At 41.7% G+C, this 16,281-nt stretch carries 14 protein-coding genes; 6 read left to right on the top strand and 8 right to left on the bottom strand.

From position 1 onward, the window contains the following. Positions 1 to 97: 97 nt before the first annotated feature. The 8 genes from truA to leuC form a co-directional block, all read right to left on the bottom strand. Positions 98 to 913 carry a tRNA pseudouridine(38-40) synthase TruA gene (truA, locus tag R2Q26_RS03875; protein WP_317535055.1) on the bottom strand — a complete coding sequence of 272 codons (816 nt, stop codon included), beginning with the start codon at positions 911 to 913 and terminating at the stop codon, positions 98 to 100. A 314-nt stretch (positions 914 to 1,227) separates the two neighbouring features. Next, positions 1,228 to 3,078, bottom strand: coding sequence for a FimV/HubP family polar landmark protein (locus R2Q26_RS03870; RefSeq protein ID WP_317535054.1), 1,851 nt, complete (start codon positions 3,076 to 3,078; stop codon positions 1,228 to 1,230). A 712-nt stretch (positions 3,079 to 3,790) separates the two neighbouring features. After that, complete coding sequence (asd, locus tag R2Q26_RS03865; protein WP_090566236.1) at positions 3,791 to 4,903, bottom strand: aspartate-semialdehyde dehydrogenase; 1,113 nt, start codon at positions 4,901 to 4,903, stop codon at positions 3,791 to 3,793. Between the two features lie 174 nt (positions 4,904 to 5,077). After that, on the bottom strand, positions 5,078 to 6,139 hold the full coding sequence (gene leuB / locus R2Q26_RS03860) for a 3-isopropylmalate dehydrogenase (protein WP_090566233.1): 1,062 nt from the start codon (positions 6,137 to 6,139) through the stop codon (positions 5,078 to 5,080). A 30-nt stretch (positions 6,140 to 6,169) separates the two neighbouring features. Continuing rightward, positions 6,170 to 6,808: a 3-isopropylmalate dehydratase small subunit gene (gene leuD / locus R2Q26_RS03855; RefSeq protein ID WP_317535053.1), complete on the bottom strand. Its 639-nt coding sequence runs from the start codon at positions 6,806 to 6,808 to the stop codon at positions 6,170 to 6,172. A gap of 15 nt (positions 6,809 to 6,823) precedes the next feature. Further along, positions 6,824 to 6,952, bottom strand: a complete 129-nt coding sequence (locus R2Q26_RS03850; RefSeq protein WP_317535052.1) for an entericidin A/B family lipoprotein — start codon at positions 6,950 to 6,952, stop codon at positions 6,824 to 6,826. Positions 6,953 to 7,074: 122 nt separating this feature from the next. Then, positions 7,075 to 7,203, bottom strand: a complete 129-nt coding sequence (locus R2Q26_RS03845; RefSeq protein ID WP_317535051.1) for an entericidin A/B family lipoprotein — start codon at positions 7,201 to 7,203, stop codon at positions 7,075 to 7,077. A gap of 33 nt (positions 7,204 to 7,236) precedes the next feature. Beyond that, the gene (gene leuC / locus R2Q26_RS03840) at positions 7,237 to 8,649 is read right to left on the bottom strand and encodes a 3-isopropylmalate dehydratase large subunit (RefSeq protein WP_317535050.1); all 1,413 of its coding nucleotides are present in this window, start codon (positions 8,647 to 8,649) and stop codon (positions 7,237 to 7,239) included. 183 nt (positions 8,650 to 8,832) lie between these two features. Between leuC and acs the strand changes: the two genes are divergently transcribed. The 6 genes from acs (at position 8,833) to R2Q26_RS03810 (ending at position 16,217) form a co-directional block, all read left to right on the top strand. Further along, entirely contained in the window at positions 8,833 to 10,803 is a 1,971-nt protein-coding gene (gene acs, locus R2Q26_RS03835; protein ID WP_317535049.1) for an acetate--CoA ligase, read from the top strand. 54 nt (positions 10,804 to 10,857) lie between these two features. Beyond that, positions 10,858 to 11,823, top strand: a complete 966-nt coding sequence (locus tag R2Q26_RS03830) for an MBL fold metallo-hydrolase (RefSeq protein WP_317535048.1) — start codon at positions 10,858 to 10,860, stop codon at positions 11,821 to 11,823. A gap of 203 nt (positions 11,824 to 12,026) precedes the next feature. After that, positions 12,027 to 13,259, top strand: a complete 1,233-nt coding sequence (locus R2Q26_RS03825) for a hypothetical protein (RefSeq protein ID WP_317535047.1) — start codon at positions 12,027 to 12,029, stop codon at positions 13,257 to 13,259. Between the two features lie 128 nt (positions 13,260 to 13,387). Beyond that, the gene (locus R2Q26_RS03820) at positions 13,388 to 13,750 is read left to right on the top strand and encodes a septal ring lytic transglycosylase RlpA family protein (RefSeq protein WP_317535046.1); all 363 of its coding nucleotides are present in this window, start codon (positions 13,388 to 13,390) and stop codon (positions 13,748 to 13,750) included. A gap of 796 nt (positions 13,751 to 14,546) precedes the next feature. After that, the gene (locus tag R2Q26_RS03815; RefSeq protein WP_317535045.1) at positions 14,547 to 15,158 is read left to right on the top strand and encodes an exopolysaccharide biosynthesis protein; all 612 of its coding nucleotides are present in this window, start codon (positions 14,547 to 14,549) and stop codon (positions 15,156 to 15,158) included. Between the two features lie 240 nt (positions 15,159 to 15,398). Next, a complete protein-coding gene (locus R2Q26_RS03810; RefSeq protein ID WP_317535044.1) occupies positions 15,399 to 16,217 on the top strand; it encodes a VacJ family lipoprotein in 819 nt (272 codons plus the stop codon). Positions 16,218 to 16,281: the final 64 nt, after the last annotated feature.

Here is a 16,281-nt window from a genome sequence, read left to right as displayed (position 1 = left end):
TTTTTATACTGTCTGCGGCTCGCCTTCGCGTCATGTTTGATTTGGAAATGAAATTACCTCTCTATATGATTTGATCAATCTTGATTTCAACCAGATTCTATACTTTTACCAGAGACCTATTTGGACTCAGCATAATAGTTGCAAGAGGAGATTGATTGAAAGGAGGCAAATTCCATTTAGCATCATAGCTAATCCCAGCCAAGTATAACCCATGAGGAGAAAATGTTGGCGCAGCAAGGGTTCGATCACGATTTTGTAACAACAGCTGCATCCATCCAGGAGGATATTTACCATGACCGATATATACTAAGCTACCGACAATATTACGCACCATATGATGTAGAAAGCCATTAGCACGGAACTCGAAGATGAAAAAATGGCCATATTGCGTGATCTCTAACATGGTTAAGTTTCGTACCGGATTTTTCGCCTGACACTCAGCAGTACGAAAAGCGCTAAAATCATGCTCACCCAACAACATGGCCGCCGCCTGTTGCATTTTTTCAAGCTCTAGCGGCTTATGAAACCATCCTACTTTCCTTTGAGATACCCCAGGCCGAACAGGATGATTTAGCAAGCAATAAAGATAACGCCGTTCGATAGCACAATAACGTGCATGAAACGCTTCACCCACTTCTGAGGCCCACAATACGGCAATATCATCAGGTAATAGTGCATTAACCCCTCTCACCCATGCACTCATAGGTCTTCGTGTGGGTGTTTCAAAATGAATCACTTGGTATAGTGCATGAACACCCGCGTCTGTTCGACCTGCTCCAACGACTCCAACTTTACAATTAGCAATTTTAGATAATGCAGTCTCTAGCTCACTTTGAATTGAGATGCAAGCAGGCTGGTTTTGCCAACCATGATACCGCTCCCCACTATATTCTAGAACTAAAGCTATTCTCACAAGAATATAACAATCGCAATACCGATCTGTTTTTCAGGAATCACAATCACATTACTTTGAAATTTTAACCTAAATTCTTCAGTTGAACGGAATGGAGTATGTAATTTTGCGAGTGCAGGCAAGGCGCAACGATGCGAAAAAATCGTTCCATTCCAAGGAATTGCAACCTAGCCATGTGCTTGCAAAATAGCGCAATCCACACCGAAGCAGGAATATCCAGAAGATGAGAATGAAATTTACAGGAAAGGTTATTATATTCATAATGTTAACACCAGTGCAAGCGATCAGCTGAGAAATCCAGGTTTAATGAATAACTACTTTAAATCCTCTACCATTGATCTTGCTATAGCTTGCTGCTCCTCATTACCTTCACGCATGACTTCCTCCAGGATCTTCCTGGCACCTTCCTTATCCTCCATTTCCAGATAAGCCTGAGCCAAATCAATTTTCACAGCAGCTTCATTCCACGGTGTACTTTCATCTTTATCATGAGCTACTCCATTCCCAGTCATCTTTTCAGGTTCATCATCCAAATCGAGTTTGATATCAGCCAAAGCCAGATTGAGTTTAGTTGATTGAGCATTGTCCTGTGTTGATAAAGATTCTCCTTTATCTAACGGTGTCATTGAGTTGGAAGATTTTAAATCATGAGGAAAATCGATACTGAACGGTATACCCTTCTCTTCATAAGAAGAATCCTTCTTATCCGTTTGCTCAGCTTCAAGATTCATAGCAAACTCATGACTGGAAATAGACTGCTCTTTTGTAACAAACATATCCGCCTCGTTCGTATCTTGGGCGCGATCCACTGAAACGATCGAAAAGTTCTTGTCAATATTTTCCAAATCAAATTTGGTTTCAGGATCTTGTTCAGCTGATATACCTTCTGACGGATCAAGCTCAATTTGAGCACGCTCATGATTCGGATCAGCATTCCGATCATTGACAAAGCTTCCACTTAAGTTTTTGCCAAAAAAGAACTCAGACACAGATTCGGATAAATTACCTTTCGATTCTTCTGATTCTAAATATTTAGAATCTTGAGAAAACTCAGAAATCACATCTTTCTTTCTGGCGGCCTGCACCTTATCCAATATCATCATTTCCGCTGACGCTAATTCTGCCATGGGCGATGCCTTCATGTTATTTTTCGTAGTTTCTCCGAGATAGTCGAAAACATCATCATCCATGTTATTACTTCCTTTCCTTCTTCGGCGAAGCATGGATATACCCAACCAACCCGTGAGCAAAACTGCAATCGCCCCCCCCGCTAATTCCAAATCATCTGTAACAAAGCCCATAATTTGATCTGATAAAGCAGTCTCTATCGATTCAGAAGAATCAGGCAATGGAACTTGGCTTATAGGCTGTTCTGGAATAATAGATTGTGCAGATACGATCTTTTCAGAGTGTTCTGAGTGATTTATTTCTTGTGTTGGTGCTAAATCTATTGAATCACTAAGCATTGTTTCAGTTTCGCTTCGACCAGGTGGCGTTGACGCTGGCGCCACTTGGGCAAGAGATTGCTCTGCCTGGGTTTGAGTATCGGTCATGCCTGCGCTTTTAATCTCGAGCAGACGCTGTAGTCTTTCAATATTCTGCTCCAATAAAGCGACTCGTTCATTGACCTCTTTCAGAGCACGATCTTTAGCGATGGCATCCTCTTCCATCATTCGTACATAATCTTGGGCTGCGCTGCTTTTTTTCTCGTTAAGATTTTCAATATTCTGGTGGTTTGCAAGTTGCTCACCTTTTGAAAGTATCAATACTTCTTCAGGCGACGCCTTCTTGACTACGGAACTTTCTTCTTGAATAGTCATGGATATTCTTCCCGTTGCAGATTGTTTCAATTCTGCCTTTGGCTTTGATGAAGAACCCATGGCTGCATCAGCTACTTTTTGGCGGTAAGCATGCCAGTTTGTGGTTTGCGCTCCAATTTCACGACTTGCTTTTACTTGACTAATAGCCGAAATTTCATTTTGATCAGGAATACGCAGTATTACCCCCGCTTTCAGCAAATTTATATTTTTTCTGAAAAATGCATTTTGATTTGCTTGATAAAGAGCAACTAGCATTTGATTAAGATCAACTCCCTCAGGCGTAACTTGCCTGGCAATTCCGATTAACGTTTCTCCTCGCGCAACAGGACCGTAAGTGCTGCCCATTCCCGGCTTATATGAGGCCGCTCCACGAGCTTTTGATCTCTGATCAATCTTAATTTTTGGCTGAATCACTTCAGCAGTTGTTATGGCAGTTTTGGGCTGATCAGATGTATGCTGGATTATCGGATTAACTGGTTCGGCTACTTGTGTATCGACCGGATCAAGTAAAACAGTATATTCACGCAATAAACGCCCTGATGATCCGTTGAGTTCTATCAGTAAACTCACGAATGGCTCATCCACTGCTTGCGGTGAAGTAATTTGAATATAAGGTTGGCCATTGACGCGTTTCTCTACTGAAACACTCAAGGATGAATGATAAGATGCATAAATTACACCCGCTTGACGAAAAGCTTCTGGTGAGGCCACACGCGCGGTTAAGGCTGGTATCTCATCTTTTGTTACAGAAACGAGTTCTATCTCCGCTTTAAATGGTTGCCCCAGAAATGAACTGTGAGTTAATTTTCCTAGACCAGCCGTATAAGCCAACCAAGGAAACATTAACAAAACTATCAACCAACATGCCCTAAAATAAATCTTATTCACAGAAATATCCTCTCATTTCTTGGAATAGAAGATATGCTGCCACCACTTTACTAACAAAAATAAAGGCCATAGAACTACCTTTTGTATCGCAGGCCAATTCTATCACTCTAAATGATCAGAGCAGATTAAAGAAACGACATGTTCCCTTAATTTCTTGAGAGATAATTATTTAATTTTCAATCAGTATCCGCAACATTCTACGTAATGGTTCTGCTGCTCCCCATAGTAGTTGATCACCTACAGTAAACGCAGAAAGATACTCTCCACCCATATTAAGCTTACGCAACCGCCCAACATGGACGTCCAGTTTACCGGTAACAGCAACTGGCGTAAGTTCTTTTGTTGACCTTTCTCGTTCGTTAGGAATTACTCGCACCCAATTGTTTGACTGAGCAATGACGCCCTCAATTTCATCCAATGGAATGTCTTGCTTAAGTTTGATCGTCAATGCTTGACTATGGCAACGCATTGCACCAACACGAACACAAATACCATCAACGGGCACAGGCTTATCTGTATGACCTAGGATTTTATTCGTTTCGGCCTGACCTTTCCATTCTTCACGACTCTGCCCATGAGCAACTTCCTTGTCAATCCAAGGAATCAAGCTTCCTGCCAAAGGCACACCAAAATTCTCAACAGGAAATTCTTTGTCACGTAGCTTCTCTGCAACTTCACGATCGATATCCAAGATGCTTGAGGCTGGATCATTCAACAGATCCTCAGCCACACGGTGGGTTTCACCCATTTGCAGAAGTAGCTCCCTCATGTTTTGAGCACCTGCACCCGAAGCAGCTTGATAGGTCATAGCGCTCATCCACTCGACCATGTTTTTTTCAAACAAACCACCTACTGCCATCAGCATCAAACTAACGGTACAGTTACCACCGATATAATTCTTTACGCCATCATGCAAGGCTTGCTTGATAACAGGCATGTTGACAGGATCAAGAATGATAACAGCATCATCTTTCATTCTAAGAGCTGATGCTGCATCGATCCAATAACCTTTCCAACCTGATTCACGTAACTTACCAAAAATTTCATTGGTATAATCGCCTCCCTGGCAGGAGATGATGATATCCATCTTCTTAAGTTCTGCCACATCCCTGGCATCCTTAAGGGGCGGTATATCTTTACCGATATCCGGTCCCTTCCCGCCTTTCTGAGAAGTTGTGAAAAATACTGGTTCTACCAATGAAAAATCATCTTCTTCACGCATGCGCTGCATAAGAACAGAACCTACCATACCACGCCAGCCTACAAAGCCTACTTGTTTCATTTAGTTTTCTATAACCTTTATGCTGTGAATAATCTTGAAATCTTAGAGGTAATTCTTGACCATTAATTCGTGATCAATGAGACGAATTACAAGCTATAAATCTAAACCTAAATTAAAAAAGGCAAATAAGCTTGAGATCGCTGCCGTTGACCTATCCACCTGCATACAACATGTTTATAAATTTGCTAACACGGCATTACCCATTTCTATCGTACCAACTTTTTTCATACCGGGTTCGTAAATGTCATTGGTACGAAAACCTTGTGCCAAAACCTTTCTAACTGCATGCTCAATACGCAAGGCAGCCTCTTCCTGAGCAAAAGAATAACGCAGCATCATGGCTACTGATAATATTGTTGCTAAAGGGTTAGCCATATCTTTTCCTGCGATATCCGGTGCGGATCCATGAATGGGCTCATACAATCCCTTGTTTTGATCATCTAGCGATGCAGAAGGGAGCATACCTATTGAGCCGGTCAGCATAGAAGCTTCATCAGATAAAATATCGCCAAACATATTGCCTGTCACGATCACATCAAACTGCCTGGGATTACGCACCAATTGCATTGCTGCATTATCTACCAGCATATGAGAAAGGTTTACATCCGGATATTCCTTAGCTGTTTCAGTAACCACATCACGCCATAATTGGGTACACTCCAGCACATTCATTTTATCCACGGAACATAGCCCACCCTTTCGTTTGCGTGCTGCTTGAAAAGCGACATGAGCAATTCGGCTTATTTCCGCTTCGGTATAGATCATAGTATTAAAACCCACGCGCTGACCATCTCGTCGCTCAATACCTCGTGGCCGACCAAAATAAATATCGCCTGTCAACTCACGTACAATCAAGATATCCAGACCTGAGACAATTTCGGGTTTCAAGGTCGAAACACTCGCTAATTCAGGATATAGAATAGCTGGCCGTAGATTAGCAAATAAATTAAGTTCTTTACGAATAGCAAGCAATCCTTGCTCAGGACGTTTCTCCCGAGGTAAACCGTCATATTTTGGACCACCCACTGCCCCCAGCAGCACAGCATCTGCTTCTTTAACGAGTTTACGAGTTATCTCCGGGAAAGGCTCGCCGCTGGCATCCACTGCACACCCGCCCAATAAACCAGGCTCCAGCTCGAGTTTTAGTCCATCACTTCTAAGTGCCAATAAAATTCTTTCAGCCTGCCCAGTAATTTCTGGGCCGATCCCATCACCTGCTAGAACTGCAATTTTCATATTATTCTTTCCTGACACGGAAAATTTATTTCAAGCGAATAACCAAGGCTGCTCTTTCCGTCGCTTTGCCTCAAACTGTTTGATTTTATCAGCATGCTGTAAAGTTAAGCCGATTTCATCCAAGCCATTAATTAAACAATGTTTTCTAAATGGATCAATATCAAAGCCATAGGCTTCATTAGTCGGCGTCGTCACTGTCTGGGCAGAAAGATTCACGGCTAAACAATAACCACTGATATCTATCACTTCATTAATAAGCCTATTCACCACATTTGAATCGAGCACAATAGGTAATAATCCTATTTTGAAGCAGTTGTTAAAAAAAATATCAGCGAAACTCGGTGCAATAATTACCTGAAAACCGTAATCCTGAAGTGCCCAGGGTGCATGCTCGCGACTTGAACCACAACCAAAATTATCACGTGCAATCAATATTTCTGCTCCCTGATAGCGAGGTTGATTAAGCACAAAATCAGGGTTTATTTTACGCTGCGATACATCCATTCCCGGCTCACCGTGATCAAGATAACGCCATTCATCAAATAAGTACTGACCAAAACCTGAACGCTTGATCGACTTCAGGAATTGTTTAGGGATAATAGCATCCGTATCCACGTTCGCGCGATCCAGCGGGACCACCAATCCTTTACAATAGTCAAACTTTTTCATATCTCTATTCTCTATTTACTGAGCAGCTTTCTCGATTGCCTCACCGCCACTCTGAATATCCTTACCAAGCCCCTGCATGGTATGACAGCCAGCCAACTGCAGAACAACCCACAATAATCCAATCGATACAGATATTATTTTCATTTATATTTCCTTAAGCAAAAATAGAGTCTTAGGCCATTCATTCATCGTACAAACATCAACGAAATGACCCGTTACTGCTGCTGCCACGACAATACAATACTCAAATTTTTTCATATCTTTGCTTATTGAGCAGATTTCTCGATTGCTTTACCGCCACTCTCGATATCCTTACCAAGTCCCTGCATGGTATGACAGCCGGTCAACCGCAGAGCAATCCACAACAATCCAATCGATACAGATATCATTTTCATTTGTATTTCCTTAAACAAAAATAGAGTGTTAGGCTATTCATTCATCGTACGAACATCAACGAAATGACCGGCTACTGCTGCTGCTGCTGCCATGGCAGGACTGACCAAGTGTGTTCTGCCTCCCGGCCCCTGCCGTCCTTCAAAATTACGATTTGATGTCGAAGCACAACGCTCGCCTGGCATAAGTCTGTCTTCGTTCATCGCGAGGCACATTGAACAACCAGGTTCTCGCCACTCGAATCCCGCTTCCTGAAAAATTCTATCGATCCCCTCCTGCTCAGCTTGAGATTTTACTAAACCTGAGCCTGGAACCACGAGAGCTTGCTTGATATTAGGAGCAATATGCCTGCCTTTCAATACTGAAGCAGCTTCTCGCAGATCTTCTATTCGTGAATTGGTGCATGAACCAATAAAAATCTTGTCAAGAAAAATCTCATCGATTGGAGTATTAGGTGAAAGTCCCATGTATTTCAGAGCATTCTCTGCATCGTGGCGCTTGATTGGGTCAGCTATCAAAGCCGGGTTCGGTACCCTGCCGTCAATTGAAGTCACCATCTCCGGAGAGGTTCCCCAAGTTACCTGAGGTTTGATTTGTTCTGCCTTAAGTTTTATTACCCGATCAAATACTGCTCCTTCATCGCTTTTTAAGGTACGCCAATAGGAGGCTGCTTGCTCCCATATCGCACCTTTCGGCGCAAAAGGCCGCCCCTTAATGTATTCGATCGTGGTTTCATCCACCGCGATCATCCCTGCACGCGCACCTGCCTCAATTGCCATATTGCAAAGCGTCATGCGACCTTCCATGGAAAGTGCCCGTATAGCGCTCCCTGCAAATTCAATCGCATAACCTGTACCGCCTGCTGTACCGATCTCACCAATAATCGCCAGCGCAATATCTTTGGCCGTCACCCCATACCCTAGTTTGCCTTCGACCAATATCTGCATCGACTTAGATTTTTTGGTCAACAAACACTGGGTCGCCAGTACATGCTCTACCTCGGATGTACCGATACCAAAGGCAAGACAGCCAAAAGCACCATGGGTACTGGTATGTGAGTCTCCACAGACTACTGTCATCCCTGGTAACGTCGCACCCTGCTCCGGCCCAATGACGTGCACGATCCCTTGTCGCTGATCGTTCATTCGGAACTCGATTATGCCCAGCTCCTCGCAATTCTGATCCAGAGTATCTACTTGCAAGCGCGATATTGGGTCGCTAATACCACTGCTCCGATCGGTTGTAGGTACATTATGATCTGCTACCGCTAGAATCGAATTCACTCGCCAGGGTTTGCGTCTAGCCAATTTCAATCCCTCGAACGCCTGAGGACTGGTTACTTCGTGCACCAGATGACGATCAATGTAAAGAATGACCATGCTGTCGGGGCTGTCTGATTCTGCATGCACCACATGGCTTTCCCAAAGTTTGTCGTATAACGTCTTCATTTTACGATATTCCAAAATAATAAGATTATTATCCCATAAAGCAGTATTAAGCAGTAGGTTGTCATTCAAGCGTCAATATATTTAGCTATATGGTGAAGAGCAACTTCCTTCCGGCCCCATGAATGGTACAATTTTCCTGTTCATCATTCTTCGCCACAAAATAATGAAATAAAGGATTGTCCTATGTCTACCATCGTATCCGTACTGCATGAAGCACGTGTCTTTCCCCCTTTTCCGGAATTTGTTGAACAGGCTAATCTGGCTGGTATGGAAGCATATCAAGCGTTGTGTGCTGAAGCTGAGAAGGATTACCCCGGTTTCTGGAGTAAGTTGGCACAAAAATATATTCTGTGGCATAAACCTTTTACACGTGTCCTGAATGATTCAGACCCTCCTTTTTTCAAATGGTTTGAGGATGGTGAACTAAATATTTCATATAATTGCCTTGATCGGCACCTTACCAGTCAACCGGATAAATTAGCTATTATTTTTGAGGCTGATGATGGCAAGGTAAGCCGTTGCACTTACCGCGAGCTCTACCAGCTTGTTTGTCAGTTTGCCAATGGCTTGAAAGCACTTAACATCAAAAAAGGCGATCGCATCATTATTTACTTGCCAATGCGTATTGAAGCTGTTGTCGCCATGCAAGCGTGTGCGCGCATTGGCGCTATTCACTCGGTCGTATTCGCTGGATTTTCTGCTAAAAGTCTACACGAACGCATCGTTGACGCCGGTGCAGTAGCTGTTATTACTGCAGATGAGCAAACGCGTGGTGGTAAAAATCACCCGTTGAAAGCAACTGTCGATGAAGCCCTCAGCATGGGCGGAACAGACTCAGTTAAATCAGTTATCGTTTATAAACATATGGGTATTGACGCACCATGGCATGCCGGTCGCGATATCTGGTGGCATGAGCTCACCCAGAACAAGCAAACTGACTGCGAGCCAGAATGGATCCATGCCGAGCATCCCTTATTTACCCTCTACACCTCTGGTTCCACGGGCAAACCCAAAGGCGTCCAGCACTCGTCAGCAGGTTATCTGCTGGGTGTAATGGCAAGTATGCAATGGATCTTTGATTACAAACCGACCGATATTTTTTGGTGTACCGCCGATGTTGGTTGGATTACCGGTCATAGCTATGTAGCGTATGGTCCATTGGCCATGGGGGCAACTCAAGTTGTCTTCGAGGGTGTACCTACTTATCCCGATGCTGGACGCCTTTGGAAAATTATACAAAATCACAAAGTAACTACTTTCTATACTGCGCCTACTGCAATTCGCTCATTGATTAAATTGGGAGCAGATTTACCTGCTCAATATGATTTGTCCTCACTGCGCCTGCTCGGCTCTGTAGGTGAACCGATTAATCCCGAAGCCTGGATGTGGTATTACACCGTAGTGGGCCAATCCCGCTGCCCAATCGTAGATACTTGGTGGCAAACTGAAACAGGTTGCCACATGATAGCACCGGCTCCTGGTGCGATCTCCCTCAAACCTGGATCATGCACGTTTCCTTTACCTGGAATCAGCGCTGCGGTAATCGATGAAGCAGGCCATGAGGTTGAACAGGGAAAAGGTGGATTTCTTGTCATCAAGCAGCCGTTTCCCTCCCAGATCCGCACATTGTGGGGAGATCCAGAGCGTTTCAAGAAAACCTACTTTCCTCAAGATATTGGTGGAGGTCATTTTTACCTAGCTGGTGACTCCGCACATCGTGATAACGATGGCTATTTCTGGATCATGGGACGTGTTGACGATGTATTGAATGTATCCGGTCATCGTCTGGGAACCATGGAAATTGAGTCAGCGCTTGTGGCCAATCCGCTGGTTGCTGAAGCGGCAGTCGTAGGAAAGCCACATGAAATCAAAGGAGAAGTCGTAGTTGCATTTGTCGTTTTGAAAGAAAAATGCCCTCATGGCGAGCAAGCTTTTGAAATAGCCAACTCACTTAGAGAATGGGTTGGACACGAAATCGGCCCAATTGCCAAGCCCGAAGAAATCCGTTTTGGCGACAATCTACCCAAAACACGCTCTGGCAAAATCATGCGGCGATTACTCCGCTCGCTTGCCAGAGGAGAAGAAATTACTCAAGATACCTCTACACTCGAGAATCCTGCCATTCTTGATCAACTTAAACAACCTATTCATTAAATTGAAATAGCCATTTTATTACTCAATTTAGCTCCAAACATTCCAACGAAAAATATGAATTTACCCAATATCATCGACTACGACTTTGGAATCACTGCCATCGATGCCCAATACCATCGCCCCGGTCGCGCGGCTATCCACCTGATTGTCGAAAATGGTGTTGCTGCCTTGATTGACACAGGCACCCAATTTTCTGTGCCAGGCGTCATACAGATACTACAAAATAAGCAACTTGCTCCTGAGAAAATAGCTTATGTGTTTCTCACACACATTCATCTCGACCATGCTGGCGGCGCAAGTGAATTCATGCGATTGCTGCCCAATGCCAAATTGGTTGTCCATCCACGTGGTGCAAAATATATGATTAATCCTGCCAAACTAATTGCGGGTGTAATGGCAGTTTATGGCAAAGCGGAATTTAAACGCTTATATGGCGAAATTTCTCCCATTGACGAAAATCGTGTTCTCGAAGCCCCTGACGAAACTCGTATCGACTTGAATGGCCGTCCTCTTTTGCTGCTTGATACTCCTGGTCATGCTCGTCATCACTATTGTATTTTTGACGAAAGAAGCCAGTCCTTTTTCACAGGGGATACCTTTGGCGTTTCTTATCGGGAACTAGATGTAGATGGACTGGAATTCGTTTTTCCAACTACGACCCCAGTACAATTTGATCCAGAGGCTGCCCATGCATCATTGAATCGAATTATGAGCTATCAACCACAATATGCTTTTCTGACGCACTACAGCCGTATCGGTCATTTGCCGCATCATGCAACGCAAATGCACGATCTGATTGATGCGTTTGTCAATATCGCCAATCAAGCCGCTAACAAAACAGCAGAGAGGCATGAGTTTATTGTGCAAGCATTAAAAGATTTATTATGCCAACGGCTCGCAATGCATGGCTGCACTTGGTCGCCTACAGAGATTTATGAATTATTACGTGTCGATATCGAACTAAACGCCATGGGGCTGGAAACGTGGCTAGATCAATCTGAGAAATCAAATAAACTATAAATGTTCGAACGTAATTATGCCTGTTTAATACGATTTCATAGATATCCCAGGCTGATCTGATAATCATCAGACTAAAAATTTGATAGCCTATACAATCAAATTTATTTACAGTTATAAGATATTGGCAAATACCATACGGATAAGAAAAATATAGAAAGGTATTTTTCGTTATTAATTTTTCCAGTTCTTATGCGGAGTGATTGATGAGTGAGTTAAATAAATTTATAGCTGGCCTGCTAAATAATTTTTCTTTAAGTGCAGTTACAGATAGGAGTTGGTTCGAAATCGCTTCAATTCTGACACCCTCGATTATTTTGATCCTCACCCTATTTGGTTTCAGTTTCATTCTACAAAAAAGAAATTGGAAAATTGTTATTTATATTACTTGTCTTCTACTCACTTTGCTTTTTTTACCTTACGAATTATTCCGCCAATCTACTGCTATATCCAAAGCTGAAGCAAATATTGGTGAAATGCAAGCCAGCCTAAAAACATTACTAAATGCTTCAGATCTTAATCAAATTGAAAATTTAGCCGATAAAGAAGTAACTTCCAGCATATTGGAAGAGATGATTGGCAATCTCGATCAAAAAGAAAAGAAAGAAGTGTTACTCATCTCATTGTTAGCTGCTGAAAATGAAAAGCAGTCATTGCGCCTTCTTGAAGATAAACACAAACACTTTTCTGATGAAATCAAATCAAGCATCAGCGATGCAAAAAAAGAGATTATCAATACAAGAGAGCCAATCGATAAAATATCTGGTGACATTCTGAAACAGATTGATCGGAATATCAGTCATCTTATTGAAAATAAAATGCAATCTTTCAATCAGGTTTCCGATGAAATCAAATCAAGCATCAGCGACGCAAAAAAAGAGATTATCAATACGAGAGAGCCAGTCGACAAAATATCTGATGACATTCTGAAACAAAATAGGAATATCAGTCATCTTATTGAAAATAAAATGCAATCTTTCAATCAAGCAATTGATCATTCATTAAAAACCTTCCAACAAGGAATCAATTCATTTGTTCAGAATGAACTTGAAGCACACGAAAAAACTTTGGTAACCCTTACTCAGAAGAGTATTGGAGAGCTAGGAAATGAGCTAAAAGATTACATCAACGAAACGAAACAAGAAATTACTAATCAAATCCAGCACGCAAACAATGAACCATTACAGAAACTCGATGTAACCCAAAGAAGCATCGATCAGCTGGGAAATACTGTTGGAAATATTAATCTGGATAAAGTTATTGCCCACATCAAACAACTCTCGACTTCAATTGATTTGCTTCAAAAGCAAAATGAGGTTCAGTTCGAATATAACGAATGTATCAGAAGTGTAGGATGGATTGATTTAGTGGGCAAGGAAGAAGAATGCAAAAAGAAGCTGTATATGAGCATGAATGAAATGATTAATAAATTTCACTGATCTCCTCAAGCTCAATGTGTTTTAGTAAATTTAACTATAATCCGGTTAATACCTAGTACGACTTGCTCAAAAATTTGATTCACGAGTAGTCTGAAAAATATTTTATAAATCATTGGAGGACATTAAATATGACTAAACGCCTTACTTCAATGCTCCTCACTACCCTCATTATTTATCTAATCCTTGGCTCAGGCATCACGTTAGCCAAAACAGGTTATGCTGTCCATTACAATGATAAGTACCAAGGTAAGAAAACAGCCAATGGTGAAATTTTCAATCAGAGTAAGTTTACAGCAGCGCATAATGATTTTCCTTATGGTACGCTCGTAAAAGTTACTAATCTTGAAAATAATCGCAGTATAGTTGTCAAAATAAACGATCGTTTGGCTCCTCACAACAGCAACATTATCGATGTGACCAAACGTGCAGCAGTGGCGTTAGGTTTTATAAAAAAAGGACGAGCTCACGTTAGCCTTGAAACAATCAAGTAAAGCAAGATAATCGGGCTGCCCAGTATCTGCTTGTATGAAATTCTGCAATTAGGTGAGCAGATAAGTCAAAACAGATGGGATTGCTTTAAAAATTGATTAAAAAATAACTCGGGAACAATGTTAATTACTCACCAGTTAAGGTGGAGTATGAAATTCGCATTCTCGAATCTTGTTTATTGGTCAAAATAATAAAAGCATTAGCATCTTTTCTAAGCGATCGAAATAACTATTATCTCTCACCGATATAGAGCAATTATCACAGCCTTATCCACGGATAGAGTGTTTTCACGGATAGAGTGTTTTAAATGCGCTGACTGGAAATTCAAAAACATCATTATCCTATCCTGTTCAATATAATTCTGATTTTTTTGAATTTAGCTATGCAAAGCATTTAAAGCTGGGCGGCTTGCTTTTTCTTTCTTGCAGCCACACTTCGTTATATATCGAATAAAAATTGTATAGCTTAGATGCAACCATACCTCTAACTTTTTCATTTAGGGTATATCAACTCTTACCATCCGAAAATAATTTGTTCCATTTCTAAATAAAACATGATGCGAGGGCGAGCTGCAGGCAGTATAAGTAATACGACAAGGAGAAATCGACAAAATCAGATTTGGTTTAGAAATGGAATTACCGTTCTTTAGCCCATTATTTGCTTATAACACAGACTGCAACCAAATCAGATAATGCGTCACTCATCGAGCTTATTTACCTTATGGGAAACATTAAAATTCCTTCTGGAATATCACTTATCTATATAAAATTACCCTAGTTTCATCATAAGGAAATATTAATGGAGAACAAAGAACGCACTACATCTGAATTGCTCCAATTAGTGGTGATACAAAATACTAGCGAGAAGATGAGTGTTGGTGAAATCAAAAATTCTCTCCGTGAGAGAGGGTTTGGTATTTTACTTGCTATTGCAGCTTTACCCATTTGCCTTCCTATTCCTGCTCCACCTGGCTATACCACTTTTTTCTCTATTCCACTTTTTATTTTCTCAATACAAATGATGTGGGGGATGAAATCTCCTTGGCTGCCTGGATGGATCAGTAAAAAGGAAATTAGCAAAAAAAGTCTGGAAAAATTGATTGAAAAAGCAACCACGTGGTTACGTAAAATTGAAAGCTATCTGCACCCAAGGCTTACATATATCAGCGTACGCGCCTGGGAACGAATTATTGGTATTTTTGCCTTTATATTTACTATTTCCATAGCTCTACCTATTCCTTTGGTAAACGTCCCTCCTGGTTGGGGAATTCTCATCATGTCCCTAGGTTTACTTAATAAAGATGGATTAACCATCATTGTAGGTATGATAGTTGGCACTATTGGTATAGGAATAACGCTTATAATTCTTACACTTATATGGATGGGAGTGTCAGTGCCATCTTTTTATTAGCCGTAGGTCAAACACATCGACAAAGCTGAATGAACATCATGACACTCATGTACCTAGCCAAGAGAAAGCAGAGTACTGTAGAGACTAGACAGAGGAGCAGCCGTTCGTTAATTACCGTGCTAATTGGTAGTTGATCAAATTTTAACAGGGAACGGGTGGAAGCCACCGATGAGGAAGTTGTCGCAATCGCATAATTATGGCAAGATGCCTTGTTCACAAATAATATTGACAAATGTAAAAATGACCTTATATCGCTATAAATTACCGGCTCTGATGTTATTGGGGTATATGCTGATTGGTTGTGCTTCGGTCGAGAATAATAAACGAGACCCACTGGAGTCAATGAATCGGGCAGTGTTTTCATTTAATGAAAAGCTTGATGCCTATGTAATGAAACCCGTAGCAAAGGGCTATCGAGCAGTTACTCCCGATCCTCTGGAGATGGTCATCGGCAATGTTTTTTCTAATTTTGGCGATGTGGTGATTACTGCTAATGCGCTATTGCAATTGAAATTTGATACTGCAGCAGCAAGCGCAACCCGGGTACTTATTAATACAACATTTGGTATGTTTGGTATCGTCGATCTCGCAAGCGACATTAGTGCAGTCAGTGATATTAATATCAGCAAGCGTAATGAAGATTTTGGTCAGACGCTCGGTCGTTACGGTATTGGCCCTGGTCCTTATCTCGTCCTACCTCTCTTAGGTCCTAGTACAATCCGTGATGCTGTGGGGATTGGAGTGGATAGTACTTTTTTCCATCCAATTTGGTCGATATATCCATTTAATTTTGATTTTCTGACCGTTCGTCTCCCAGCTTCGGCAGGATGGTCTGTTGATACGCGTGCCCAGATGTTAGATACGGATAAAACTCTTGAAGAAGCAGCGCTAGATAAATATGAATTTGTACGCGACGCTTATCTGCAACGGCGGAGAAATCTAGTCTACGATGGTAATCCTCCACCTGAAGATGAAGGCCTTGAAATTAACGAAAATAACGAAAGCAAGGATAATGAAAACGAGGATGAGGGAAAGAAAGATAATAAAGTGACCAAATAGTCTCCAACAAAGAAAGATGAAGTGGTCTAATGATGAAAAACTAAACTAGTGTTTAATTGCAAAA

It is taken from the genome of Nitrosomonas sp. Is37, from assembly GCF_033063275.1.
Lineage (GTDB): Bacteria > Pseudomonadota > Gammaproteobacteria > Burkholderiales > Nitrosomonadaceae > Nitrosomonas.
Note: the sequence above shows the minus strand (reverse complement) of the source record. Positions and strands in the feature narration are given on the sequence as shown.

What these genes read in the sequence shown, in the direction of transcription:
- R2Q26_RS03825 (WP_317535047.1), top strand. Translation starts at nt 12,027, where the DNA reads ATGAGTGAGTTAAATAAATTTATAGCTGGCCTGCTAAATAATTTTTCT.
- R2Q26_RS03845 (WP_317535051.1), bottom strand. Translation starts at nt 7,203, where the DNA reads ATGAAAATGATATCTGTATCGATTGGATTGTTGTGGATTGCTCTGCGG.
- R2Q26_RS03820 (WP_317535046.1), top strand. Translation starts at nt 13,388, where the DNA reads ATGACTAAACGCCTTACTTCAATGCTCCTCACTACCCTCATTATTTAT.
- leuD (WP_317535053.1), bottom strand. Translation starts at nt 6,808, where the DNA reads ATGAAAAAGTTTGACTATTGTAAAGGATTGGTGGTCCCGCTGGATCGC.
- R2Q26_RS03815 (WP_317535045.1), top strand. Translation starts at nt 14,547, where the DNA reads ATGGAGAACAAAGAACGCACTACATCTGAATTGCTCCAATTAGTGGTG.
- leuB (WP_090566233.1), bottom strand. Translation starts at nt 6,139, where the DNA reads ATGAAAATTGCAGTTCTAGCAGGTGATGGGATCGGCCCAGAAATTACT.
- asd (WP_090566236.1), bottom strand. Translation starts at nt 4,903, where the DNA reads ATGAAACAAGTAGGCTTTGTAGGCTGGCGTGGTATGGTAGGTTCTGTT.
- R2Q26_RS03810 (WP_317535044.1), top strand. Translation starts at nt 15,399, where the DNA reads ATGACCTTATATCGCTATAAATTACCGGCTCTGATGTTATTGGGGTAT.
- leuC (WP_317535050.1), bottom strand. Translation starts at nt 8,649, where the DNA reads ATGAAGACGTTATACGACAAACTTTGGGAAAGCCATGTGGTGCATGCA.
- R2Q26_RS03830 (WP_317535048.1), top strand. Translation starts at nt 10,858, where the DNA reads ATGAATTTACCCAATATCATCGACTACGACTTTGGAATCACTGCCATC.
- R2Q26_RS03870 (WP_317535054.1), bottom strand. Translation starts at nt 3,078, where the DNA reads ATGGGCAGCACTTACGGTCCTGTTGCGCGAGGAGAAACGTTAATCGGA.
- R2Q26_RS03850 (WP_317535052.1), bottom strand. Translation starts at nt 6,952, where the DNA reads ATGAAAATAATATCTGTATCGATTGGATTATTGTGGGTTGTTCTGCAG.
- acs (WP_317535049.1), top strand. Translation starts at nt 8,833, where the DNA reads ATGTCTACCATCGTATCCGTACTGCATGAAGCACGTGTCTTTCCCCCT.